Source organism: Paucimonas lemoignei (assembly GCF_004342585.1).
Taxonomy (GTDB): Bacteria; Pseudomonadota; Gammaproteobacteria; order Burkholderiales; family Burkholderiaceae_D; genus Paucimonas; species Paucimonas lemoignei.
Genome location: NZ_SLZQ01000005.1, coordinates 218,817 through 241,828, shown reverse-complemented (window position 1 = coordinate 241,828; position 23,012 = coordinate 218,817). Strand labels below are relative to the sequence as shown.

Here is a 23,012-nt window from a genome sequence, read left to right as displayed (position 1 = left end):
CCGGTCGTTCCAGTCTTTCTCTGATTTCCCTTTACATGATTGAATCTGCCGTTGAATGGCTGCTTGGCGTGCTGGCAGTGCCCGAAGTCGGCCTCGTGGCGGTATTTGTTGTTGCATTTCTCTCCGCGACACTGCTGCCGCTGGGCTCCGAGCCGACCTTGTTTGCCGTGATAAAGGCGAATGAAAATCTGTTCGGCGAGGCGATTGCCATTGCCACGATTGCCAATACATTGGGCGGCATGGTGAATTACTGGATGGGATATGGTGCGCGCAAAACCTTCGCGCGTGAACGCTCGACCCGATGGTTTGGGTGGCTGGAGCGCTTTGGCCCCAAAACCCTGTTGCTGGCATGGGTGCCGGGCATCGGCGACGCCTTGTGTGTTGTCGCGGGGTGGATGCAGTTGCCATCCTGGTCATGCGCGTTATACATGGCGATAGGGAAATTCGTGCGTTACGTCTGCATCACCATTATTCTCTTGCACGTCCCGGATGGCTGGTGGCATGGGCTTGCGGATCTGCTGGGATAAAGTCATGATGTTGTTAATGTGCTACCGTTTTCGTTCTGTGTCTTGACGGCCGCAGTAGCCTTACGGAAGTCGAGGGTTTCCTGCTCGTAGGGCCGCGATACGGTAAAATATTGGGCATGAATGCACCCGCCCAAATCCAGGCTCTCCTCGCCGACGTAGCCCCCGGCGCCGCTCCCACGCGCCTGCGTGAAATTCCCTACAACTATACTTCCTTCTCCGACCGCGAAATCGTCATGCGCTTGCTCGGAGAAGAGGCGTGGCAGCTGCTTGATGAATTGCGCGGCGAGCGACAGACCGGGCGTTCCGCGCGCATGCTGTATGAAGTCCTGGGCGACATCTGGGTCGTGCGGCGTAATCCGTACCTGCAGGATGACATGCTGGACAACCCCAAGCGGCGGCAGGCTTTGATCGATGCGCTGAACCATCGTTTGGCGGAAGTGGACAAGCGCCGTGCCGAAACGACGGGTGTCGACGATCCGGCAGCGGCGCGCCGCAATGCGCATGTCGGCACGCTGCTGGAGGCTGCGCGCCGCGCCGTCGCCCAGTTCGCCGAGGAATTCCGCAAGACTTACGACCTGCGCAAGCGCGCCACCCGCGTGCTGGGGCGTTATACCGCCAAGGACAATATCAAGTTCGATGGCTTGTCGCGCGTCTCGCACGTGACCGACGCCACCGACTGGCGCGTCGAGTATCCGTTCGTTGTCCTGACGCCGGATACCGAGGATGAGATGGCCGGCCTGGTCAAGGCTTGTATCGAACTCGGTTTGACCATCATCCCGCGCGGCGGCGGCACCGGCTACACCGGCGGCGCCGTGCCGCTGACGCCGATGTCGGCTGTCATCAACACGGAAAAACTCGAATTCCTCGGACCGGTCGAAATGACCCGCCTGCCGGGCGTGGACCGCGACTATGCTACCGTCTATTCGGGCGCCGGCGTGGTGACCAAGCGTGTTTCGGACGCAGCGGAAAAGGCGGGCTTCGTGTTCGCCGTCGACCCGACTTCGGCCGAGGCATCCTGCATCGGCGGCAATATCGCCATGAACGCGGGTGGCAAGAAAGCTGTGCTGTGGGGCACCGCGCTGGATAACCTGGCATCGTGGCGCATGGTCGACCCCAACGGCGACTGGCTGGAAGTTACGCGCCTGGACCACAACCTCGGCAAGATCCATGACGCCCCAGTGGCCCGCTTCAAGCTGGAGTGGACCCACCCGGCCGAGCGCGGCCGCAAGCATGATCCGTACAAGACCGAGATTCTGGAAATCGAAGGCCGCCGCTTCCGCAAGGAAGGCCTGGGCAAGGACGTCACCGACAAATTCCTTGCCGGCCTGCCGGGCATTCAAAAGGAAGGCACCGACGGCTTGATCACCTCGGCGCGCTGGATTCTGCACAAGATGCCGAAGTTCGCGCGCACTGTGTGCCTGGAATTCTTCGGTCAGGCGCGCGATGCGATTCCTTCGATCGTCGAAATCAAGGATTATCTCGACGCCGAAACCAAGAAGGGCGGCGCCATCCTGGCGGGCCTGGAGCATCTCGACGAGCGCTACCTGCGCGCAGTCGGTTACGCCACCAAGTCCAAGCGCGGCGTGCTGCCGAAGATGGCGCTGTTCGGCGACATCGTCGGCGACGATGAAGATGCCGTGGCGCGTGCCGCTTCGGAAGTGATCCGCATGGCCAACACCCGAGTGGGCGAGGGCTTTGTCGCCGTGTCGCCTGAAGCGCGCAAGAAATTCTGGCTCGACCGTGCCCGCACCGCGGCGATTTCGCGCCATACCAACGCCTTCAAGATCAATGAAGACGTGGTGATTCCGCTCAACCGCATGGGCGAGTACACCGATGGCATCGAGCGCATCAATATCGAGCTGTCGATCCGGAACAAGCTGGCGCTGCTGGATGCCTTGCGCGAATTCTTTGCCAAGGGCGATCTCCCGGTTGGCAAGAGCGAAGATGCCGAGGGCGAGGATATTCCCGATCATGAATTGCTGGACGGCCGTGGTCAGCAGGCGTTGAACCTGATCGAGGCGACGCAGGCGCGCTGGTCGTATCTGCTGACGAACCTCGACAAGCCGCTGGCCGTTGCTGCGCCGGAGCTGATTGGCCTGGGCCTGGAGAAGCTGGCGCTGGAATTCGAAGAGCGCGTGCATCGCCAGCCCGACGCCAAGGTGTTCCACGTGGTGCAGGACCGCACCGTGCGTGTGTCGTGGAAGAAGGAAGTGCGCGCCGAGCTGCGCCAGATCTTCAATGGCGCGGCATTCCGCCTGATTCTCGACGAAGCCAATGCTATCCACAAGAAGGTGCTGCGTGGCCGCGTCTTTGTGGCGCTGCACATGCATGCCGGCGACGGCAACGTGCACACCAATATTCCGGTCAACTCGGACGACTATGAAATGCTGCAGGTCGCGCATGGCGCGGTCGAGCGCATCATGGCGCTGGCGCGTTCGCTCGATGGCGTGATTTCGGGCGAACATGGCATCGGCATCACCAAGCTGGAATTCCTCACCGATGAGGAAATGCGCGATTTCCGCGACTATAAGAAACGTGTTGATCCGGAAGGGCGCTTCAACAAGGGCAAGCTGCTCGATAATCCGGATTTCCCGGCCGATTTGCGCAATGCCTACACGCCGTCGTTCGGCCTGATGGGGCACGAATCGCTGATCATGAAGCAAAGCGATATCGGCGAGATTGCCAACAGTGTCAAGGACTGCCTGCGCTGCGGCAAGTGCAAACCCGTGTGCGCCACCCATGTGCCGCGCGCGAACCTGCTGTATTCGCCGCGTAACAAGATCCTGGCGACTTCGCTGCTGGTCGAAGCCTTCCTGTATGAAGAGCAGACCCGCCGCGGCGTCTCGATCAAGCACTGGGAAGAATTCGAAGACGTGGCCGATCACTGCACGGTGTGCCACAAGTGCGTCACGCCCTGCCCGGTGGATATCGACTTCGGCGATGTCTCGATGAACATGCGCAACCTGCTGCGGAAGATGGACAAGAAGTCCTTCAATCCCGGCACGGCGGCGGCGATGTTCTTCCTGAACGCCACGGATCCGGCCACGATCAACGCGACCCGCCAGGCGATGACCGGGATTGGCTTCAAGGCGCAGCGTCTGGCCAATGACGTGCTGAAGAAGTTCGCCAAGAAGCAGACCAAGCTGCCGCCTTCCACGCATGGCAAGCCGCCGATCAAGGAACAGGTGATCCACTTCGTCAACAAGAAGATGCCGGGTAACCTGCCGAAGAAAACCGCGCGTGCCCTGCTGGATATCGAGGATAACGAGATCGTCCCGGTGATCCGCAATCCGCAGACTACCTCGGCCGATACCGAGGCGGTGTTCTACTTCCCGGGTTGCGGCTCGGAGCGGCTGTTCTCGCAGGTGGGGCTGGCGACCCAGGCGATGCTGTGGCATGTCGGTGTGCAGACCGTGCTGCCGCCGGGTTACCTGTGCTGCGGTTATCCGCAGCGCGGCACCGGCCAGTACGACAAGGCCGAGAAGATGATGACGGATAACCGCGTGCTGTTCCATCGCGTGGCCAACACTCTCAACTACCTCGATATCAAGACAGTGGTAGTGTCGTGCGGCACGTGCTACGACCAGTTGCAGAGCTACGAATTCGACAAGATCTTCCCGGGTTGCCGCATCATCGATATTCACGAGTATCTGCTGGAGAAGGGCGTCAAGCTGGAAGGCGTCACCGGTACCCGTTACATGTATCATGACCCCTGCCATACGCCGATGAAGCAGCAGGACCCATTGAAGACGGTGAATGCATTGATCACTACCGTAGACAGCGTGAAGATCGAAAAGAACGATCGTTGTTGCGGCGAGTCGGGCACGTTTGGCGTGTCGCGTCCGGATATCTCGACCCAGGTGCGCTTCCGCAAGGAAGAAGAAATGCGCAAGGGCGCCGACAAGCTGCGTGCCGATGGCTTCACGGGCGACGTCAAGATCCTGACCTCGTGCCCGTCCTGCCTGCAGGGCTTGCATCGCTATGACGAGGACTCCGGCACCGACGCCGACTACATCGTCATCGAGATGGCGCGTCATCTGCTGGGCGAGAACTGGCTGGTGGACTATGTCGCCCGTGCCAACAACGGTGGCATCGAGCGTATCCTGGTGTAAGTATGGCGGCCGCGCATTGCGAATTCGGGAGAAGTGCCGCGCATGGCGGCAGATCTTCCGTGCATAAGGGAAGTCAACGATGAACTCATCCAACCCTTCTCCGGCGAATCCCATCCCAACCGGGTTGACGGTGCATACGCAGTCGCGCCTGCTTGAAGTCGCATTCGACGATGGCGCCGGCTTTTCCCTGCCATACGAACTCTTGCGCGTGTATTCGCCGTCGGCGGAAGTGCGCGGGCATGGCGCAGGGCAGGAAGTGCTGCAGACCGGCATGCGCAATATTCTTATCACGGCGCTGGAACCCGTGGGGAATTACGCCGTGCAGCCGCATTTCTCCGATGGCCACAATACCGGCATCTATACCTGGGCTTACCTGTATTGGCTGGGCGTCAACCAAGAACAATTGTGGGAAGATTATCTCCAGCGACTGGACGAGGCCGGCCATGGCCGCGAAGCCGGCCGGGACTTGCCCATGACGGCAAGCGGCGGACATTGCCATTAATCATAGTCAAGGCTGTAGCGCTGCACAGGTATTGACTGGCAATCCATCTTATAATGGCAGTTCATTAATAGATTCTTGCCATGACCAATAGCACCCATTTCGGTTACCAGACCGTTCCCGAAGAAGAAAAAGTCCACAAGGTCGCGGAAGTGTTCCATTCCGTCGCCGCCAAGTACGATGTCATGAACGATTTGATGTCGGGCGGCCTGCATCGCCTCTGGAAAACCTTCACCATCGCCCAGGCCGGCGTGCGTCCCGGCTTCAAGGTGCTGGATATCGCCGGCGGCACCGGCGACCTGGCCAAGGCTTTTGCCAAACAAGCCGGTCCCTCGGGCGAGGTGTGGCTGACCGACATTAACGAATCGATGCTGCGCGTCGGTCGCGATCGTCTGCTGAACAAGGGACAGATCACGCCGGTGGCGCTGTGCGATGCCGAAAAGCTGCCATTCCCCGACAATTATTTCGATCGCGTCAGCGTGGCCTTTGGTCTGCGCAACATGACGCACAAGGATGTCGCGCTGAACGAAATGCGCCGTGTCCTGAAGCCGGGCGGCAAGCTGTTGGTGCTGGAATTTTCCAAGGTCTGGGAACCGCTGCAAAAGCCGTATGACGTGTATTCCTTTTCAGTCCTGCCATGGCTGGGCAAGCGCATCGCCAACGATGCCGACAGCTACCGCTATCTGGCGGAATCGATCCGCATGCATCCCGACCAGGAAACCCTGAAAGCCATGATGCAGGAAGCCGGCCTGGATAACGTTAACTATTTCAACCTGACGGCCGGTGTCGCGGCCCTGCATACCGGGGTCAAGCTGTAGACCTCGATCCACTTTGTGGGAGGAAGCATGAAGAAGTGCCTGAATGCCGTGCTGGTTGTCGCCGCTCTCGGAGCTTCTTCCCTGCATGCCGAATCGTCCCTGCCGCATGAGTCGGAAGGTCTGTGGGAGGCATTGCGGCATCATCCGCCACTGATGATCGTGGTATTGGCGGGGCTGGTGCTGTTGCTGGGGCTGGCGATCGTGCTCTGGCGCCGTGCCGCCGGCAGAGGCGAGCCGCCGGTCTTCGAGAATACCTACGACTCCGGCTTCGATACGATCATGCCCGCGCAGCGGCGCGACAGGCCTGTGCGCACCCTCGCCGCGAATACGGACGGCCCCAGGACCGATACCGTCGTGGCGCCGTGGAGCGTGCCGGCCGACTTCGATGTGCCCCGGTTCTTGCGCAAGTCCAAGGCTGCCTTCATCCGTCTGCAAGCCGCCTGGGATCAGGCGGATCTCCAGGATATCCGGCGGTTTACCACGCGCGAATTGTTTGCGGAATTTTGCCGCCAGCTCAAGGATCGCGGCGGCGTGCCCAACGTGACGGAAGTGGTGACCCTGGGCGCGGAATTGCACAGTGTGGAAACAGTGGACGAGTATTACGTCGCCAAGGTCAAATTTTCCGGTGTGATCCGCGAAGATATCGATGCGCCGGAGGCACCGTTTTCCGAAGTCTGGCAGCTTTCCAAGCCGCTTGACGGCCATCGCAGCTGGATCGTCGCCGGCATTGAACAGTATTGATCATGGCTGCCGGCTATGCCTGTCTCTACCGCCAAGGATGTCGCAGTCGGGTAGGATGAAGCTGGTACACTGCAAGCCGTCCATCGTGAGCCGGGGACGGCTTTGATTTTTCAAATGATGACTTCCTTACTTTCCATTCCGCTTGCTCCCATTAACCATCTGCTGGCGCAGGAAGCATGGGCGCGCGCCAAATTGATGCCCCATGCAGGCAAGGTTGCCAGGCTCGATGCCGGGGTGATTAGCGTTAACTGGCAAGTCACGAATGATGGCTTGTTAAAGGCAGCGGGCGCCGACGTCATGCCGCAAGTGATGTTGCGCGTGAAGCTGGCCGACTTGCCCTTGATTATGCAAAACCGTGACCGGGCAGTGTCCTATGTCCGGATCGAGGGCGACGCCGATTTTGCCAATGCCATTGCCCAGGTGAGTCAGTCGCTGAAATGGGAAGCCGAAGAAGATTTGAGCCGCGTCGTCGGCGACATCGCGGCACGTCGTATCGTCACTTCTGCGAAGTCGATAACGGAGACCGCCAACGCGCAACGGCGGGCGCTGGAGGAGAATATCGCCGAGTATTTTCTTGAAGAAAATCCCATGCTGCTGCGGCCCGCGACGATCGCGGATTTTGGCCGCGAGGTGAGCAAGCTGCGCGATGACATAGAACGTCTGGAAAAGCGTGTGCGCAAACTAGACCAATAAGATGAGCTTTCCATGTTGATGAAATTGTTGCGGGTATTGAAGATTTCCCGGGTCGCGTTCCGTTACGGCCTGGACCATATTGCCATGTCGACCTTGCGCGTACGGCGTACGGCGGCGTTTTTTTCGCTCCTGTTCTTTTGGCGAGATATTTCCGCGCCGCGCGGCGTCAGGCTGCGCAAGGCTCTGGAAGAGCTGGGGCCGATTTTCGTGAAATTTGGACAGGTGCTATCGACCCGACGCGACTTGCTGCCGCCCGACGTGGCGGCTGAACTGGCGCTGCTGCAGGACCGCGTGCCGCCTTTCGATCCCGAGCTTGCGGTCGCGGAAATCACACGCTCGCTGGGCGCCCCGCCTGAACTCTTGTTTGCCTCGTTCGACCGCGTGCCGGTGGCTTCGGCCTCAATCGCGCAAGTGCACTTTGCGACCTTGAAGGATGGGCGCGAAGTCGCCGTCAAGGTCTTGCGCCCCAACATGCGCAAGTCGATCACCGAAGACATCGGCCTGATGTATATCGGCGCCGGCCTGGTCGAGCGCCTGTGGGCCGATGGCAAGCGCCTGAAGCCGCGCGAAGTGGTGGCCGAGTTCGACAAATACCTGCACGACGAACTGGATTTGATGCGTGAAGCCGCCAACGCCAGCCAGCTGCGCCGCAATTTCGCCGATTCGCAGCTCTTGCTGGTGCCGGAAATGATCTGGGATTACTGCTCCAGCAATGTGATCGTCATGGAGCGCATGACAGGGATTCCTATTTCGCAAACCGAACGCCTGGTTGCCGCCGGCGTCGATTTGAAGAAGCTCTCGCGCGATGGCGTCGAAATTTTCTTTACGCAGGTGTTCCGCGATGGCTTCTTCCATGCCGACATGCATCCGGGGAATATCCTGGTGTCCACCGATCCGGCGACCCTGGGACGCTATATCGCGCTGGATTTCGGCATCGTCGGCACGCTGAACGATTTCGACAAGGATTATCTGTCGCAAAACTTCCTGGCTTTCTTCCGCCGCGATTACAAGCGCGTGGCACAGGCGCATATCGAATCGGGCTGGGCGCCGGCCGAAACCCGCGTCGATGAATTGGAAGCCGCTGTGCGCGCCTGCTGCGAACCGATCTTTGACCGGCCGCTGAAAGACATTTCGTTTGGCCAGGTATTGCTCAGGCTGTTCCAGACCTCGCGCCGCTTCAATGTCGAAGTGCAGCCGCAACTGGTATTGCTGCAAAAGACGCTCCTGAATATCGAAGGCCTGGGACGTCAGCTCGATCCGGACCTCGATTTGTGGAAGACCGCCAAGCCCTACCTGGAGCGCTGGATGGATAGCCAGATCGGCTGGCGCGGCCTGGTCGAACGGCTCAAGGTCGAAGCGCCGCATTACAGCAAGCTCTTGCCGCAGTTGCCGCGCCTGGCGCACCAGGCCTTGCTCAAGGCTTCATATAACGATGACGACAAGGTGTTGCTGAAAGCGCTGCTGGTGGAACAGCGGCGTACCAACCTGTTGCTGAGCATGGTGATTTACTTTTCCGGCGGGCTGGTGGCCGGGATCGCGCTGATGCAGCTTTATTGGCGCTGGGGCAGTGCCTTGCACTAAGCCGTTTCAATTTTGCCCATGTCGGAATTTCATAGCCGCGATCCGTCGACACCTGAATTCTGGAGCGAACGCTTCAGTGCGCACTTTACTCCCTGGGATCTCGGCGGCATTCCTGCCGCCTTGCGTCAGTTCGTTGCGCAAGCTCCGCATCCGTATGCGACTTTTATTCCCGGCTGCGGCACCGGCTATGAAGTCGCTTATCTGTCCGAGGCGGGCTGGGATGTGGTCGCGATCGATTTTGCCCCGACTGCCGTGGCGGCTGCCCAGGCCAGGCTTGGTCCGTGGGGCAAGCGCGTCAGGCAAGCCGATTTCTTTTCCTTTGTGCCCGACAAGCCGGTCGAGCTGATCTACGAGCGCGCGTTTCTGTGTGCCTTGCCGCGCGCGAGCTGGCCGGATGTCGTGCAGCGGTGGGCGAGCGTGCTGCCCGCAGGCGGATTGTTGGCGGGATTCTTCTATTTTGATACGGCTCCCAAGGGCCCGCCGTTTGGCGCGTCGTCCGGCGAGCTCGAAGGATTGCTGGCGCCATGGTTCGAGCGCGTAGATGACCAGCCAGTCAGCGATTCGCTGCCGCTCTTTGCCGGAAAAGAGCGCTGGCAGGTGTGGCGCCGTTTGCCGTAATTTCGCGTGGCATAAGTACAACGCCGTTTCCTGAAAAACGGAGTTCACGATGATGCCTCCATCTTTCTTATAAAGAAATGCTACTTGGCAATCAATCTTCTTTATAATCGCGGAATTTTCACGCGGAGCGCCTGATCGGAGTGTCTCATATGAACTACACGTTAATCACCTTTGTGGTCTTGTATTTGCTGGGCACCCTCGCGATCGGCGTCTGGGCAGGTAGCCGCATCCAGAACACCAGCGATTTCGCCGTTGCCGGCCGCAGCCTGCCGCTGATCATGGTGGTGACGACGACGTTCGCTACCTGGTTCGGCGCCGGCACCTGCCTGATCCTGGTCGGCATGTTCTTCGCTGCCAAGCTATATAAACAAAATTTGCTGACCATTGGCGATTTCTACCGTCAGCGCTATGGCAAGGGCGTGGAAGTGTTTTGCTCGGCAGCGATCATCCTGAGTTACCTGGGTTGGGTGGCGGCGCAGATCACGGCGCTGGGCCTGGTATTTACCGTGTTGACCAACGGCGCCATGTCCGAAACGACTGGCATGATCGTCGGCACCCTGGCCGTGCTGATCTATGTGGTGATCGGCGGTTTCCTGGCGGTGGCCTGGACCGATTTCATCCAGATGATCGTGCTGGTGATCGGCTTGTCCATCATTGCCTTCTTTTCCGCCGACCTGGCCGGCGGTTCTGGCAAGGTGATGGATATGGTGTCCCACGCCAACCTGGGGAATTTCTTGCCGCCGCCTACCTTTACCGATATCGCCTTTTTCATCGGTGCGGCGCTGACCATGATGTTGGGCAGCATTCCGCAGCAGGACGTGTTCCAGCGCGTGATGTCCGCCAAGGATGCGCCGACTGCCCGCACCGGCGCGATCGTCGGCGGCGCCAGTTATATCCTGTTTGCCTTCGTGCCGATGTTTATCGTCGCTGCCGCCGTAGTCGTCATGGGTAACGAGGCCATGGAATTGGCCAAGAGCGATTACCAGCGCCTGCTACCGACTTTCATCATGACCAAGATGCCTCTGGTAATGCAGATTCTGTTCTTTGGCGCATTGCTGTCGGCGATCAAGAGCACATCTTCGGCCACGCTACTGGCGCCATCCACCAGCTTCGTGGAAAACATCCTCAAGAACCTGCGCCCGGAGATGACGGACAAGGAGCAGCTGTTCGCCATGCGTGCCTCGATCGTCGTGTTTGCCGCCCTGGTGCTGGCTTATGCGATTGCCATGAACGGTACGGCAATCTATGACCTGGTTTCCTCGGCATATCAGGTGACCCTGGTGGGCGCCTTCGTGCCGCTCGTGATGGGGCTGTACTGGAAGCGCGCCACCACCCAGGGCGCCGTCGTGTCGATTGGCGCCGGTATCGGTGTCTGGATCCTGTTCTTCCCGCAAATCACCACGCTGGGCGAGCGCTTCCCGGGCCAGCTTGCCGGATTGATTGCCGCGTTCGCCGGCATGGTTATCGGTTCGTTGATGCCGCAAGCCTTGAAGAATCGCCACGAGATGGCACAGCCGGTCGAAGGGCTGAGCGTCCATTGAGTAGTTTTCCTGGCCGGCATCGCAGCCGGCCGGCTGACCTTCGGCAGCTCCGGATTTGGTGCGCGCCGATTGGCAAAAATGCAATCCATCGGGCTTTGCCTGCACGCCTTAAAAATCATGCGGAAAACCTTTATAATTCAGGGTTTTGTATGATTTTTAGCGGGGATTAACATGCCAATTTATGCCTATCGCTGCCAGGATTGTGGATTCGCCAAGGATGTTTTGCAAAAAGTGTCGGACGCGCCGTTGACGGATTGCCCGTCCTGCAATAAACCATCTTTCAAGAAGCAATTGACAGCAGCCGGCTTCCAACTGAAGGGAACCGGGTGGTATGTCACCGATTTCCGTGGCGGCGGCTCCACCTCGGCGCCGGCAACCAAGTCGGCCGAGTCGGATAGTGGCACATCGACTGCGGCGTCGGATACGACAGCGTCGACCGGCACCTAACTGCCCTTTCTACGGCAAATCACATGGGTAGCGCGAGCTGCCTATGTTGGAATGGAAACATGCGCAAATACTTTATTACCGGTCTGCTGATCCTAGTCCCCCTGGCGATTACGCTGTGGGTGCTGAACCTGATCATCAGCACCATGGATCAAACCCTGTTGCTTCTGCCGACGCAATGGCGTCCGGAAGTCTTCCTGAAATTTACGCTGCCCGGCATGGGCGTGATCCTGACGCTGCTGATCGTCTTTTTCACCGGACTGGCGGCGCACAACTTCATCGGCAGGCGCGTGGTGGCGCTGTGGGAAGCGCTGCTCACTCGCATCCCCGTGGTCAATTCGATCTATTCGAGCGTCAAGCAAGTCTCCGATACGCTGTTTTCTTCTTCCGGAAATGCCTTCCGCAAGGCCGTGCTGGTACAGTATCCGCGCCAGGGCTCATGGACGATTGCCTTCTTGACAGGCGCGCCGGGCGGCGATGTCGCCAATCATTTGCAAGGCGATTACATCAGCGTGTATGTGCCGACGACGCCTAATCCGACATCCGGCTTCTTCTTGATGATGCACAAATCCGAGACTGTCGAGCTCGATATGACCGTCGATGCCGCACTCAAATACATTGTCTCGATGGGTGTAGTGGCGCCGGAAGTCACTGACAAGAAAGCCTCAACGGAAGTGCCTAAAGTCGGCATGTAATGTGCGCGCTGCGCAGAGCCGATGCAACCTGATTAACCGAACCCGAAACCATAATTTAAAACCGGAAACCGATATGTCTATGCGAACCCAATACTGCGGCCTTACTACTGAAGCGCAGCTCGGCCAAACCGTCAGCCTGTGCGGCTGGGTACATCGCCGGCGCGACCACGGCGGCGTGATCTTCATCGATTTGCGCGACCGTGAAGGCCTGGTGCAGATCGTCTGCGACCCGGACTGCGCCGACGTGTTCAAGACTGCCGAAAGCGTGCGCAATGAATTCTGCCTGCGCGTGACCGGCCTGGTGCGCAATCGTCCGGAAGGCACCACCAATGCCAACCTGAAGTCCGGCAACATCGAAGTGCTGGCGCAGGAACTGGAAGTGTTGAATCCGTCGGTGACGCCGCCGTTCCAGCTCGACGACGACAACCTGTCGGAAACCACTCGCCTGACGCATCGCGTGCTGGACCTGCGCCGTCCGCAAATGCAGCGCAACCTGATGCTGCGCTACAAGACGACGATGGAAGTGCGCAAGTTCCTGGATGCGAACGGTTTTATCGACATCGAAACGCCGATGTTGACCAAGTCGACGCCGGAAGGCGCGCGCGACTACCTGGTGCCGTCGCGCGTCAACGCGGGCAACTTCTTCGCGCTGCCGCAATCGCCGCAATTGTTCAAGCAATTGCTGATGGTCGCTAACTTCGACCGCTATTACCAGATCACCAAGTGCTTCCGCGACGAAGATCTGCGCGCCGACCGTCAGCCGGAATTCACCCAGATCGACTGCGAAACCTCGTTCATGAACGAGCAGGAAATTCGCGACATGTTCGAAGGCATGATCCGCGGCGTGTTCAAGAATGTGCTGGATATCGACCTGCCGAACCCGTTCCCGGTGATGGATTTCGCCACTGCCATGGGCCTGTACGGTTCCGACAAGCCGGACATGCGCGTCAAGCTCCAGTTCACCGAACTGACCGACGTGATGAAGGATGTCGACTTCAAGGTATTCTCGGGCGCCGCCAACATGGAAGGCGGCCGCGTGGTCGGCTTGCGCGTGCCGGGTGGCGCTGCCATGCCGCGTTCGGAAATCGATGCCTACACCGAATTCGTCGGCATCTATGGCGCCAAGGGCCTGGCTTACATCAAGGTCAATGAAAAGGCCAAGGGCCGCGATGGCTTGCAGTCGCCGATCGTGAAAAACATCCATGACGCTGCGATTGCCAAGGTGCTGGAGCTGACCGGCGCCGAGGATGGCGACCTGATCTTCTTTGGCGCCGACAAGGCCAAGGTGGTCAACGACGCCATCGGCGCGCTGCGCGTGAAGATCGGCCACAGCGAATTCGGCAAGAAGGGTGGCCTGTTCGAGGATGCCTGGAGACCATTGTGGGTGGTGGACTTCCCGATGTTCGAGTACGACGAGGAAAACCAGCGCTATGTCGCTCTGCATCATCCGTTCACCTCGCCCAAGGATGGCCACGAAGACTTCCTCGAAACCAATCCGGCCAAGGCCATCGCCAAGGCGTACGACATGGTATTGAATGGCTGGGAACTGGGTGGCGGTTCGATCCGTATCCACCGTGCCGATGTCCAGAGCAAGGTGTTCCGCGCGCTGAAGATCGATGCCGAGGAAGCGCAGCTCAAGTTCGGCTTCCTGCTCGATGCCCTGCAGTACGGCGCGCCGCCGCATGGCGGCCTGGCATTCGGCCTGGATCGTCTCGTCACCATGATGGCCGGCGCCGAATCGATCCGCGACGTAATCGCTTTCCCGAAAACCCAGCGCGCGCAGGACTTGCTCACGCATGCGCCGTCGCCGGTCGACGAAAAGCAATTGCGCGAGCTGCATATCCGTCTGCGCGCGGCGGAGCCGGCGATCAAGTCGTAACATCGCCGTGCATGGCGAGGCTGCGTCAAGCCGTTGTCAATGGCTTGTGTGTTTTGCCCGATAATAAAGGCGCGGAAGTTCCGCGCCTTTTTATTTTTTCGTGACTGACTGCGCATGGATAAGCCCTACAAGATTCCGGAATCGGTATTGGTGGTGATTCACACCGCCGATCTTGACGTCTTGCTGATTGAACGAGCTGATAAGGCCGGGTATTGGCAATCGGTGACGGGATCGAAAGATCGCGAAGATGAACCGCTGCGGCAAACGGCGGTGCGCGAAGTGTTCGAGGAAACCGGGATCGGCGTTGCAGAAGAGGGCATGCCTTGGGCGGAAAATCCGGATGCCGTACCGTCGCATCACTTGCGCGATTGGCGGCTATCCAATATTTATGAAATCTATCCGGTCTGGCGGCACCGCTATGCGCCGGGCGTGGTGAAAAACACCGAGCATGTGTTTGGCTTGCTGGTGCCGCGCGGTATTGCCGTCACGCTCAGTCCGCGCGAGCATGTCGATCATGTCTGGCTGCCTTATCGCGAAGCCGCGGATCGCTGCTTTTCGCCATCGAATGCGGAGGCGATCCTGCAGTTGCCGCGCCATCTGCATGACTGAGATATCCGCATGCCACTGAACAAGGCTGATGAAATAAGAATGCAGGGAATGTACAGGATGGCCAAGCTTGAATCAGGTCGTTATGGAAAGCCATGTCCGCACGAAGGAACCTGGCAGTGAGCGGCGCATTGGCGGGCGGATTTTCCTCCATACTTGGTCTCGCAGACTGGCTGCGCCGCCGTACCTTGCGTGCCGCGCATAGACCGGCCCTGACTTGCGATGACGTGACCTGGACCTATGGCGAATTGTGGGACCGCATCGAGCGGCTTTCCGCCGTGCTGGCCGCGCAAGGCGTCAAGCAGGGCGACCGTGTCGGTTACCTTGGATTCGACGACCCCATGTTCTTGGTGTGCCAGTTTGCTACCGCGCGTCTCGGTGCCATATTCGTGCCGCTCAATTTTCGCCTCACGGGACCGGAGCTGGCCTTCATCATCAATGACGCCGGCTTGCATCTGTTGCTTGCGGGGCCTGAGCATCAGGGCATCATCGATGGCGTGCGTCGCGACATTTCGTGCAGCCGTTTTCTCAGTGCTTCCCGCGATGCCGAGGGCTGGCCATCTGCGCTGGCACTGATGGTTGACTGCGGCAGCATTCCAGCGCAGGTCAAGACAGAGCCGGAAGACGTGGCGGCATTGATGTACACCTCCGGCACGACGGGTCATCCCAAAGGGGCGATGCTCACCCATCACAATTTCTGGTCGCAGAATCTGAATGTCTTGCTGACCAAGGATTTGACGTCGGATGATGTCACGCTGGGATTCGTGCCCTTGTTTCATGTCGGCGGCATGTTGACGGTGACGCTGCCGACGCTGCTGGCTGGCGGCCACGTGATCTTGTTGCGCGGCTTCGATGCGGGCGCGGTATTGAACGCCATCGCACGTTATCGTGTGAGCTTGACGTTCGCCGTGCCGGCCATGCTCTTGTTCATGAGCCAGCATCCGGATTTCGAGAGCGCCGATTTATCATCGCTGCGCCTGATGTCGGTGGGCGGCGCGCCGATGCCCGAGCCGCTCTTGCGAGTCTATCAAGCGCGCAGCATTCCGCTGCACCAGGGATATGGCATGACCGAGACGTCGGCGACGATCAGTTTTCTGCATTCCGGCAGGGCGGCCGACAAGCTGGGATCGTGCGGCACGCCGGGGATGCTGACGGATATCTGCCTGAAGGATGGTGCCGGGCAGCGTATTACCCAGGCGCATGCCAAAGGCGAGATATGCGTACGCAGCAGTAATGTCATGAAAGGGTATTGGAATAATCCTGCGGCCAGCGCCGCGGCTTTCGATGAAGAGGGGTGGTTTCGCACAGGCGATGTCGGTTATGTCGACGACGAAGGATTTTTATACCTGTGCGACCGGATTCGCGATGTCATCATCACTGGCGGCGAAAACGTTTATCCGGCAGAGGTGGAAAGCGTGTTGTATGAATATCCGGCCGTGGCGCAATGCGCCGTGGTCGGCGCGCCCGACGAGAAATGGGGCGAGCGCGTGGTCGCGGTGGTGGTGCCGAAGTCGAACGCCAGCGTGACGTTGGAAGAATTGCGCAACTTTGCCGAGACTAAGCTGGCGCGGTACAAGCTGCCGCGTGAATTATTATTGCTGGAAAACTTGCCGCGCAATGCGGCCGGGAAGGTGTTGAAGGCGAGTATCCGCGAACAGTTGCGACAGTAATTGTTAGCGTGCAATTACAAAATGCAACGCGCTCCGCATGATGGCTGTATATGCCGCGGAGCGCGCTCCCTCTGGAATAGAGGGCTGTTGCCTACAAGCTGAATAACGACTCAGCTATTTGACGACTTTTCTATTACTTGCTAGTTTGGGCAGTCACTTCCCAAGGTTGCATCGAATTCGCAAAGTTCACGGCTTGGTTCGACTGCTCACCGGCGCCCGCATTCTTGGCTTGAGCGTCGGAGCCGGCAGAGCTGGTTTGAGCTTGCGCGGTCACTTCGTAAGGCGTCATCGTATTGGTGAAGTCGACTTGTGGCGTGGTGTTGGCAGCAAACGCAACCGAAGCGCAGACAGAGACGATAGCAGCAGCAATCAGGTTTTTAGTTTTCATTTCAATTTCTCCAAAGATTTCAGTTTCGCGATTCATTAAGGCGACTGTTGCCAGATTGCGGCGAGTCGCTTTCCTGCTCGGGGAGCACACTCTTTTTTGTTTGCGCTCTTCGATGAAGCAAACTTTATCGCTTCGGCGCGTTCTGAAAAATATGAATACTTGCAATACACTGCTGCGTAATTAGCAGGAATCTGAAAATGGACCGATTACAATCGATGCGGGCATTCGTGCGGGTTGTCGAACACGGCAGCTTTGCCCGGGCGGCGCGTGCCCTGGATATCTCGGATACGGTAGTGACCCGCCTGGTGGCGGATTTGGAAAAGCATCTCGGCACACGCCTGCTCAACCGCACGACGCGCAAGCTGTCGCTGACGGAATCCGGCGAGCTTTACCTGGAGCGCGTGCGGCAAATTCTGCAGGATGTCGAAGATGCCGAAGCCATCGCTTCATCCATGGCAGGGATGCCCAGCGGCACCTTGCGCATTTCCTCATCGACTGCGTTTGGGCGCGCGCAACTGTCGCCGCTGCTGCCGTATTTCGCGGCGGCTTACCCGCAGATCGTTCTGGATGTCTCGTTCGTTGACCGGTCTGTCGACCTAGTCGAGGAACAGTTCGACGCCGCCATCTTGCTCGGCAACTTGCAGCAGTTTGACTCAAGCATGATCGCGCGCCAGCTTGGCGTGTCGCAAACCTTATTGGTGGCATCGAACGGCTACCTGCGCAAGCATGGCATGCCGAAGCAGCCGGAAGACCTCACCAGGCATCAATGCCTGACGTATCCCTTTCCCAGCGTGCGGCACCAATGGACGCTGCAAGGGCCGGACGGCTCTACCGACGTGCCGATCTCGGGACGCATGGTGACCAATAGCGCGGACCTGATGCGTGAATTCGCCCTGGCGGACATGGGCATCTTTATCCTGCCTTCCTTTGCGGTACGGGATGATCTGTCATCCGGACGCCTGGTGCGCATCCTGCCTGACTATCACTTGGATCGATTACCGATTTTGCTCGTTTATCCAAGCCGGCGCCTGCTTTCCAGCAAGGTACGGGTGTTCGTGGATTTTATGACGGCACGTTTCACGAATCCCGAAGTCGATCACTGGTGCACTGAAGAAAAGCAAGGAATCGAGATTGCACCTGCCACTATAATGGGCTCATGAAGCTACGCATTGCTACCTATAACATCCACAAGGGAGTCTCTTCCTTTGGCAGCCGGCCACGCATTCATGCCTTGAAACAGGCGATCGCCAGCCTGCATACAGACATGCTGTTTTTACAGGAAGTGCAAGGGCGGCACGATCTGCTGGCCGCCAAGTACGCTTCCAACTGGCCGGAAGTCGGGCAACAAGACTTTCTTGCCGGAGATGATTCCTTTCATGTCGCCTATGGCATGAATGCCGTGTACGATCACGGCCACCACGGCAATGCCTTGGTCAGCCGTTTCCCGATCGTCTCCTATAGCAATCAGGATGTCTCCGACCATGCCTTTGAAAAACGCGGCATCCTGCATTGCATCGTGCGCGCGGCGGACCCTGTCGACGTACACTGCTTCGTCATTCATCTCGGCCTGTTTGCGCGTAGCCGCAAGCGCCAGACCGAAGCCCTGATCTGCGCCGTCAAGGAGCTGGCGCCGGACACTGCGCCGGTGATCATTGCCGGCGATTTCAATGACTGGACCAATCAGTTGAGCGACACGCTGCGTTCGGAACTGAGCGTCTGTGAAGTATTTGACGATGCCATTTCGCGGCGCGGCTTCGGCACTTACCTGCGGCGTATGGCCGGGCGCGGACCTAAGGTGGCACCTGCACGCACGTTCCCTGCGGCGATGCCGTTTCTCCAGCTTGACCGTATCTACGTGCGCGGCTTTACCGTGGAAAATGCACAAGTACTGCATGGCGGGCTGTGGACCAAGCTTTCGGATCATGCGCCGATTGTGGCAACATTGCATTTGAAACATTCCAAGTGATCAAACGTGGATTTTTTGAAGACGCCGCGTTGTGGCGTTTCGTTGCCGGCTTTTCCCATTATGCGTTCCGTAAAATTCACTACCGATAACATCGTCAAGCTTCTGCATTGCGGCGCCGAGTTTTTTCCGGCGCTCGAAGCCGCTATCGATGCGGCGAAAGTGGAGATTTATCTGGAGACGTATATCTTTTCGCCGGATGAAACCGGAATCCGCATAGAAGCCGCTTTGAAACGTGCCGCTGTCCGCGGCGTGTTCGTGAATGTGATCGTCGACTGGCTCGGCACCGGCAAGGAGCAAAGCCAGCGGCTCGAACGCGAGTTTGCCGGCGCCGGCGTGCATTTTCGCTGCTATAACCCATGGTTCCGGCGCGGCACGACGCGCCTGCACCGCAAGCTGTGCGTGGTGGATCGTCACCTTGGCTTTGTCGGCGGCTTGAATATCAACGACGACATGCGCGACGATGAGGATTACCGCGTCATCCTGCCGGCGCGGCGCTGGGATTTTGCCGTATCCATCAGCGGTCCGCTGGTGATGGAAATCCACCGTGAAATGGAAGCGCAATGGATGCGGATGGGACGCCTGCAACTGAATCTGCGCACGCGGCTGGAGCAATTCAAGGCATTGCGGCGGCGACGTCCGCCAGCTGAGGCCGAGCCGACCATGGCGGCGCTGGTGGTGCGCGACAATTTGCGTAACCGCCGCACCATCGAACGCGCCTATCTGCAAGCGCTTGGGCGCGCGCGCAAGAGTGCCTGGCTGGCCAATCCGTATTTCGCGCCGGGCCGCAAGTTGCGGGTTGCGCTGGCCAGGGCGGCGTCGCGCGGCGTGGACGTGACCTTGCTGCTGGGCGTGGGGCAATTCCGCCTACAGGATGCGGTGGCGCGTTCGTATTATCCCAAGCTGCTGGCAAGCGGCGTGAAAATTGTCGAATACCACAAGACGCAATTGCATGGCAAAGTGGCCGTGATTGACGATCAGTGGGCGACAGTGGGGTCGGCCAATTACGATGGCTTAAGCCTGTTCATCAACCAGGAAGCGAATGTGGTGGTGCGCGACGAGGCGTTCGCGGTTTCGTTGCGCCAGCATATCGAGCGGGGCGTGGCCGATGGCGTGCCGATGCGGCAGGTGGATTTCGCCAAGATCCCCTGGTACAAGCGCGTCAGCTATGGCATCGCGTATTATTTTTATCGGTACACCATCAAGCTGATTGCATGGGCTAATGAATCCTGACAGGTTGTTGAGATAAAACATGAGTATAAACAGCACGGCGGTGCGCATCGATAAGTGGCTGTGGGCCGCCCGTTTCTTCAAGACCCGCTCGCTGGCGACCGATGCGGTCGATGGCGGCAAGGTGCGCATCAATGGCGAGCGCGTCAAACCGGCCAGGAGCGTCAAGCCCGGCGACAAGCTGGATATCGACAATGGTTCGACGGAATGGGAAGTGCAGGTGTTGGACTTGTCGGAAACCCGTGGGCCAGCCAGCATAGCGCAAACCCTCTATGCCGAGACCCCGGAAAGCATGGCAAAGCGCCAGCAAAAATCGGAACAGCGGAAGTTTTTCCAGGAGCCGGGCGAAGCGATCAAGGGCCGTCCCACCAAGCGCGATCGCCGCAAGCTGGACCGCTCTTCGTGGTAAAAGTTGCTTTTTGTTTATTCCAAACAGTATTAAAAAACCCGTTTGACTTTTGGCGGGGAATGCATAATAGTACGGTCGTACGATTATTTGGCATTCACTCCATTTTATAGAAACGGGCATGGCAACAAGACAATTGCGCAAGGGTGAGCAAACCCATGCCGCCATCTTGGAAACGGCATTGGCCATGGCCAGCCGCGAAGGACTGGAAGGCTTGACCATCGGGTCGCTCGCCGACCGGATGAAGATGAGCAAATCCGGCGTGTTTGCTCATTTCGGCTCGCGCGAAGATTTGCAGATTGCCGTGGTCAAGCTTTATCACCATCAGTTCGAGCAAGAGATCTTTTACCCTGCCATGAACGAGCCGCGCGGACTGCCGCGCTTGCGGGCATTGTTTTCAGGCTGGGTCAAGCGCGTCACGCTGGAAATCGCCTCCGGCTGCATCTATATCAGCGGCGCGGTGGAGTACGACGATCGCCCTGGCGCGGTGCGTGAAGAATTGGCGGGAATGGTGCAAACCTGGCAGCGCAGCTTGCGCCGTTGCGTGCAGCAAGCGATCGACGAAGGCCACTTGCGCGCCGATACCGATCCCGACCAGATGGTGTTTGAAATGTATGGCTTGGTGCTGGCGCTGCACCACGATGCCCGCTTCATCCAGCGCCCCGGCAGCGTGCAGCATGCGCAGACGGGTTTCGAGCGTTTGATCGAGAGTTACCGTAATCCGGCAGCAGCGATCTTGCCTGCTGCCACCCCCACAAAACCTACTAAAAAAACCGCCTAAGCTAAGGAGACTGCCATGGGACAATACATTGCTCCCCTGCGTGACATGCAATTCGTCTTGCACGAGCTGCTGCATGTGGAAGAGGAATTGAAACAATTTCCCAAACATGCCGACCTCGATGCCGACACCATCAACCAGGTGCTGGAAGAGGGCGGCAAGTTTGCCTCGAATGTCGTGTTCCCGCTGAACCATAGCGGCGACCGCGAAGGCTGCAAGCTCGACAAGGAAACGCATACCGTCACCACGCCGAAGGGCTTCAAGGAAGCCTATCGCCAGTATGTAGAAGGCGGCTGGCCTGCGCTGGCGTGCGACCCGGAATACGGCGGCCAGGGCTTGCCGATCGTGGTGAACAATTCATTCTATGAAATGATGAATTCGGCGAACCAGGCCTGGATGATGTATCCGGGCCTCTCCCATGGCGCCTATGAGTGCCTGCATGCGCACGGCACGCCCGAATTGCAGCAACTGTACCTGCCCAAGCTGGTGTCGGGCGAATGGACCGGCACCATGTGCCTGACCGAGGCGCATTGCGGCACCGACCTGGGACTGTTGCGCACCAAGGCTGAACCGCAAGCCGATGGCGCATATCGTCTTACCGGCAGTAAGATTTTCATTTCCGCCGGCGAGCACGACATGGCGGAAAACATCGTCCACCTGGTGCTGGCGCGCTTGCCGGATGCGCCCGCCGGCACCAAGGGCATTTCGCTATTCCTGGTGCCGAAGTTCATCCCCAATGCGGATGGCACGCTGGGTGAGCGCAATCCGATTACCTGCGGTGCCATCGAAGAAAAGATGGGCATCCACGGCAACGCCACCTGCCAGATGAATCTGGATGGCGCAGTCGGCTGGATCATCGGCGAGCCGAACCGCGGCTTGCAGGCGATGTTCGTGATGATGAATGCCGCGCGCCTGGGCGTGGGCATGCAATCGCTGGGCTTGACGGAAGTGGCGTATCAAAACGCCGTGGTGTATGCGAAAGACCGCCTGCAGATGCGCAGCCTGTCGGGTCCGAAGGCGCCGGACAAGCCGGCCGACCCGATCATCGTGCATCCGGACGTGCGCCGCATGCTGCTCACTGCCCGTGCCTATGCCGAAGGCGGTCGCGCCTTCAGTTCGTATATCGCATTGATGATCGACCGCGAGCTGAATCACCCGGACGAGGAATTCAGGAAGGATGCTGCAGACCAGGTGGCATTGCTGACGCCGATCGTCAAGGCCTTCCTGACCGATAACGGTTTCATTGCCGCTTCGGAAGCGCTGCAGGTCTATGGCGGCCATGGCTACATCGCCGAATGGGGCATGGAACAGTTCCTGCGCGATTCGCGCATCAACATGATTTACGAAGGCACGAACACCATCCAGTCGCTCGACCTGTTGGGGCGCAAGGTGCTGATGGATAACGGTGCCAAGCTGCGCAAGTTCGGTGCGCAAATCCAGGCCTTCATCGAAGAAAATGGCACCGATGAAGCGATGAACGAATTCATTACGCCGCTGGCCGACCTTGGCGACAAGGTGACCAAGCTCACCATGGAAATCGGCATGAAGGCCTTCCAGAACCAGGAAGAGGTAGGCGCCGCAGCAGTGCCTTACCTGCGCGTGGCGGGCCACCTGGTGTTTGCGTATTTCTTTGCCCGCATGGCCAAGATCGCCCTGGAAAAGCAGGATTCCGGTGACGACTTCTACAAGGCCAAGCTGGCGACGGCGCGATTCTATTTTGGCCGCCTGCTGCCGGAAACCGCGATGCTGATCCGCCAGGCCCGTTCCGGCGCGTCCAACCTGATGGCGCTGGACGCCGATCTGTTTTAACAAGGAGAGCCCCT

Annotated in this window: 21 protein-coding genes; 20 read left to right on the top strand and 1 reads right to left on the bottom strand. The window is 58.9% G+C overall.

Features of this window, described 5'->3' with window-relative positions; genetic code table 11:
• Positions 1-35 precede the first annotated feature (35 nt).
• The 14 genes from EDC30_RS10155 to EDC30_RS10090 all read left to right on the top strand — a co-directional run bounded on the left by EDC30_RS10155 (position 36) and on the right by EDC30_RS10090 (position 16,424).
• Positions 36-527, top strand: coding sequence for a YqaA family protein (locus EDC30_RS10155; RefSeq protein WP_132258709.1), 492 nt, complete (start codon positions 36-38; stop codon positions 525-527).
• Positions 528-643: 116 nt separating this feature from the next.
• Positions 644-4,639 (top strand): DUF3683 domain-containing protein, encoded by a 3,996-nt coding sequence (locus tag EDC30_RS10150; RefSeq protein ID WP_132258708.1) that lies wholly within the window; start codon positions 644-646, stop codon positions 4,637-4,639.
• 79 nt (positions 4,640-4,718) lie between these two features.
• On the top strand, positions 4,719-5,141 hold the full coding sequence (locus tag EDC30_RS10145; RefSeq protein ID WP_132258707.1) for a gamma-butyrobetaine hydroxylase family protein: 423 nt from the start codon (positions 4,719-4,721) through the stop codon (positions 5,139-5,141).
• Between the two features lie 80 nt (positions 5,142-5,221).
• On the top strand, positions 5,222-5,956 hold the full coding sequence (ubiE, locus tag EDC30_RS10140) for a bifunctional demethylmenaquinone methyltransferase/2-methoxy-6-polyprenyl-1,4-benzoquinol methylase UbiE (protein WP_132258706.1): 735 nt from the start codon (positions 5,222-5,224) through the stop codon (positions 5,954-5,956).
• Between the two features lie 27 nt (positions 5,957-5,983).
• Entirely contained in the window at positions 5,984-6,697 is a 714-nt protein-coding gene (locus tag EDC30_RS10135; RefSeq protein WP_207907253.1) for a Tim44 domain-containing protein, read from the top strand.
• A 117-nt stretch (positions 6,698-6,814) separates the two neighbouring features.
• Entirely contained in the window at positions 6,815-7,390 is a 576-nt protein-coding gene (locus tag EDC30_RS10130) for a ubiquinone biosynthesis accessory factor UbiJ (RefSeq protein ID WP_132258705.1), read from the top strand.
• Between the two features lie 12 nt (positions 7,391-7,402).
• Positions 7,403-8,971 (top strand): ubiquinone biosynthesis regulatory protein kinase UbiB, encoded by a 1,569-nt coding sequence (ubiB, locus tag EDC30_RS10125; protein ID WP_132258704.1) that lies wholly within the window; start codon positions 7,403-7,405, stop codon positions 8,969-8,971.
• A gap of 18 nt (positions 8,972-8,989) precedes the next feature.
• Positions 8,990-9,589: a methyltransferase domain-containing protein gene (locus EDC30_RS10120; RefSeq protein ID WP_132258703.1), complete on the top strand. Its 600-nt coding sequence runs from the start codon at positions 8,990-8,992 to the stop codon at positions 9,587-9,589.
• A 149-nt stretch (positions 9,590-9,738) separates the two neighbouring features.
• Positions 9,739-11,130, top strand: coding sequence for a high affinity choline transporter 1 (locus tag EDC30_RS10115; protein WP_132258702.1), 1,392 nt, complete (start codon positions 9,739-9,741; stop codon positions 11,128-11,130).
• A 171-nt stretch (positions 11,131-11,301) separates the two neighbouring features.
• Positions 11,302-11,577, top strand: coding sequence for an FmdB family zinc ribbon protein (locus EDC30_RS10110; RefSeq protein WP_132258701.1), 276 nt, complete (start codon positions 11,302-11,304; stop codon positions 11,575-11,577).
• A 59-nt stretch (positions 11,578-11,636) separates the two neighbouring features.
• A complete protein-coding gene (locus EDC30_RS10105) occupies positions 11,637-12,269 on the top strand; it encodes a DUF502 domain-containing protein (protein ID WP_132258700.1) in 633 nt (210 codons plus the stop codon).
• 73 nt (positions 12,270-12,342) lie between these two features.
• On the top strand, positions 12,343-14,148 hold the full coding sequence (aspS, locus tag EDC30_RS10100) for an aspartate--tRNA ligase (RefSeq protein ID WP_132258699.1): 1,806 nt from the start codon (positions 12,343-12,345) through the stop codon (positions 14,146-14,148).
• A 114-nt stretch (positions 14,149-14,262) separates the two neighbouring features.
• The gene (gene nudB, locus EDC30_RS10095) at positions 14,263-14,757 is read left to right on the top strand and encodes a dihydroneopterin triphosphate diphosphatase (protein WP_207907252.1); all 495 of its coding nucleotides are present in this window, start codon (positions 14,263-14,265) and stop codon (positions 14,755-14,757) included.
• 92 nt (positions 14,758-14,849) lie between these two features.
• Positions 14,850-16,424: an acyl-CoA synthetase gene (locus tag EDC30_RS10090; protein WP_132258697.1), complete on the top strand. Its 1,575-nt coding sequence runs from the start codon at positions 14,850-14,852 to the stop codon at positions 16,422-16,424.
• 133 nt (positions 16,425-16,557) lie between these two features.
• On the opposite strand, the gene EDC30_RS10085 is transcribed toward EDC30_RS10090, so the two are convergent.
• A complete protein-coding gene (locus EDC30_RS10085) occupies positions 16,558-16,848 on the bottom strand; it encodes a hypothetical protein (RefSeq protein ID WP_132258696.1) in 291 nt (96 codons plus the stop codon).
• A 161-nt stretch (positions 16,849-17,009) separates the two neighbouring features.
• Here EDC30_RS10085 and EDC30_RS10080 point away from each other — a divergent pair, with 161 nt between their 5' ends.
• The 6 genes from EDC30_RS10080 (at position 17,010) to EDC30_RS10055 (ending at position 22,998) form a co-directional block, all read left to right on the top strand.
• Positions 17,010-17,972: a LysR family transcriptional regulator gene (locus EDC30_RS10080; RefSeq protein WP_132258695.1), complete on the top strand. Its 963-nt coding sequence runs from the start codon at positions 17,010-17,012 to the stop codon at positions 17,970-17,972.
• Positions 17,969-18,778 (top strand): endonuclease/exonuclease/phosphatase family protein, encoded by an 810-nt coding sequence (locus tag EDC30_RS10075; protein ID WP_132258694.1) that lies wholly within the window; start codon positions 17,969-17,971, stop codon positions 18,776-18,778. Before EDC30_RS10080 ends, EDC30_RS10075 begins: the two co-directional genes overlap by 4 nt.
• A 60-nt stretch (positions 18,779-18,838) precedes the next feature.
• Entirely contained in the window at positions 18,839-20,008 is a 1,170-nt protein-coding gene (gene clsB, locus EDC30_RS10070) for a cardiolipin synthase ClsB (protein WP_132258693.1), read from the top strand.
• Between the two features lie 19 nt (positions 20,009-20,027).
• Positions 20,028-20,414 carry an RNA-binding S4 domain-containing protein gene (locus tag EDC30_RS10065; protein ID WP_132258692.1) on the top strand — a complete coding sequence of 129 codons (387 nt, stop codon included), beginning with the start codon at positions 20,028-20,030 and terminating at the stop codon, positions 20,412-20,414.
• A gap of 118 nt (positions 20,415-20,532) precedes the next feature.
• Positions 20,533-21,192, top strand: coding sequence for a TetR/AcrR family transcriptional regulator (locus EDC30_RS10060; RefSeq protein ID WP_132258691.1), 660 nt, complete (start codon positions 20,533-20,535; stop codon positions 21,190-21,192).
• A gap of 15 nt (positions 21,193-21,207) precedes the next feature.
• Positions 21,208-22,998 carry an acyl-CoA dehydrogenase C-terminal domain-containing protein gene (locus tag EDC30_RS10055; protein WP_132258690.1) on the top strand — a complete coding sequence of 597 codons (1,791 nt, stop codon included), beginning with the start codon at positions 21,208-21,210 and terminating at the stop codon, positions 22,996-22,998.
• The last annotated feature ends 14 nt before the right edge of the window (positions 22,999-23,012 follow it).

What these genes read in the sequence shown, in the direction of transcription:
- clsB (WP_132258693.1), top strand. Translation starts at nt 18,839, where the DNA reads ATGCGTTCCGTAAAATTCACTACCGATAACATCGTCAAGCTTCTGCAT.
- ubiE (WP_132258706.1), top strand. Translation starts at nt 5,222, where the DNA reads ATGACCAATAGCACCCATTTCGGTTACCAGACCGTTCCCGAAGAAGAA.
- EDC30_RS10135 (WP_207907253.1), top strand. Translation starts at nt 5,984, where the DNA reads ATGAAGAAGTGCCTGAATGCCGTGCTGGTTGTCGCCGCTCTCGGAGCT.
- EDC30_RS10150 (WP_132258708.1), top strand. Translation starts at nt 644, where the DNA reads ATGAATGCACCCGCCCAAATCCAGGCTCTCCTCGCCGACGTAGCCCCC.
- EDC30_RS10080 (WP_132258695.1), top strand. Translation starts at nt 17,010, where the DNA reads ATGGACCGATTACAATCGATGCGGGCATTCGTGCGGGTTGTCGAACAC.
- EDC30_RS10090 (WP_132258697.1), top strand. Translation starts at nt 14,850, where the DNA reads ATGTCCGCACGAAGGAACCTGGCAGTGAGCGGCGCATTGGCGGGCGGA.
- EDC30_RS10110 (WP_132258701.1), top strand. Translation starts at nt 11,302, where the DNA reads ATGCCAATTTATGCCTATCGCTGCCAGGATTGTGGATTCGCCAAGGAT.
- EDC30_RS10120 (WP_132258703.1), top strand. Translation starts at nt 8,990, where the DNA reads ATGTCGGAATTTCATAGCCGCGATCCGTCGACACCTGAATTCTGGAGC.
- ubiB (WP_132258704.1), top strand. Translation starts at nt 7,403, where the DNA reads ATGTTGATGAAATTGTTGCGGGTATTGAAGATTTCCCGGGTCGCGTTC.
- EDC30_RS10075 (WP_132258694.1), top strand. Translation starts at nt 17,969, where the DNA reads ATGAAGCTACGCATTGCTACCTATAACATCCACAAGGGAGTCTCTTCC.
- EDC30_RS10145 (WP_132258707.1), top strand. Translation starts at nt 4,719, where the DNA reads ATGAACTCATCCAACCCTTCTCCGGCGAATCCCATCCCAACCGGGTTG.
- EDC30_RS10155 (WP_132258709.1), top strand. Translation starts at nt 36, where the DNA reads ATGATTGAATCTGCCGTTGAATGGCTGCTTGGCGTGCTGGCAGTGCCC.
- EDC30_RS10060 (WP_132258691.1), top strand. Translation starts at nt 20,533, where the DNA reads ATGGCAACAAGACAATTGCGCAAGGGTGAGCAAACCCATGCCGCCATC.
- EDC30_RS10105 (WP_132258700.1), top strand. Translation starts at nt 11,637, where the DNA reads ATGCGCAAATACTTTATTACCGGTCTGCTGATCCTAGTCCCCCTGGCG.
- aspS (WP_132258699.1), top strand. Translation starts at nt 12,343, where the DNA reads ATGTCTATGCGAACCCAATACTGCGGCCTTACTACTGAAGCGCAGCTC.
- nudB (WP_207907252.1), top strand. Translation starts at nt 14,263, where the DNA reads ATGGATAAGCCCTACAAGATTCCGGAATCGGTATTGGTGGTGATTCAC.
- EDC30_RS10130 (WP_132258705.1), top strand. Translation starts at nt 6,815, where the DNA reads ATGACTTCCTTACTTTCCATTCCGCTTGCTCCCATTAACCATCTGCTG.
- EDC30_RS10055 (WP_132258690.1), top strand. Translation starts at nt 21,208, where the DNA reads ATGGGACAATACATTGCTCCCCTGCGTGACATGCAATTCGTCTTGCAC.
- EDC30_RS10115 (WP_132258702.1), top strand. Translation starts at nt 9,739, where the DNA reads ATGAACTACACGTTAATCACCTTTGTGGTCTTGTATTTGCTGGGCACC.
- EDC30_RS10065 (WP_132258692.1), top strand. Translation starts at nt 20,028, where the DNA reads ATGAGTATAAACAGCACGGCGGTGCGCATCGATAAGTGGCTGTGGGCC.
- EDC30_RS10085 (WP_132258696.1), bottom strand. Translation starts at nt 16,848, where the DNA reads ATGAATCGCGAAACTGAAATCTTTGGAGAAATTGAAATGAAAACTAAA.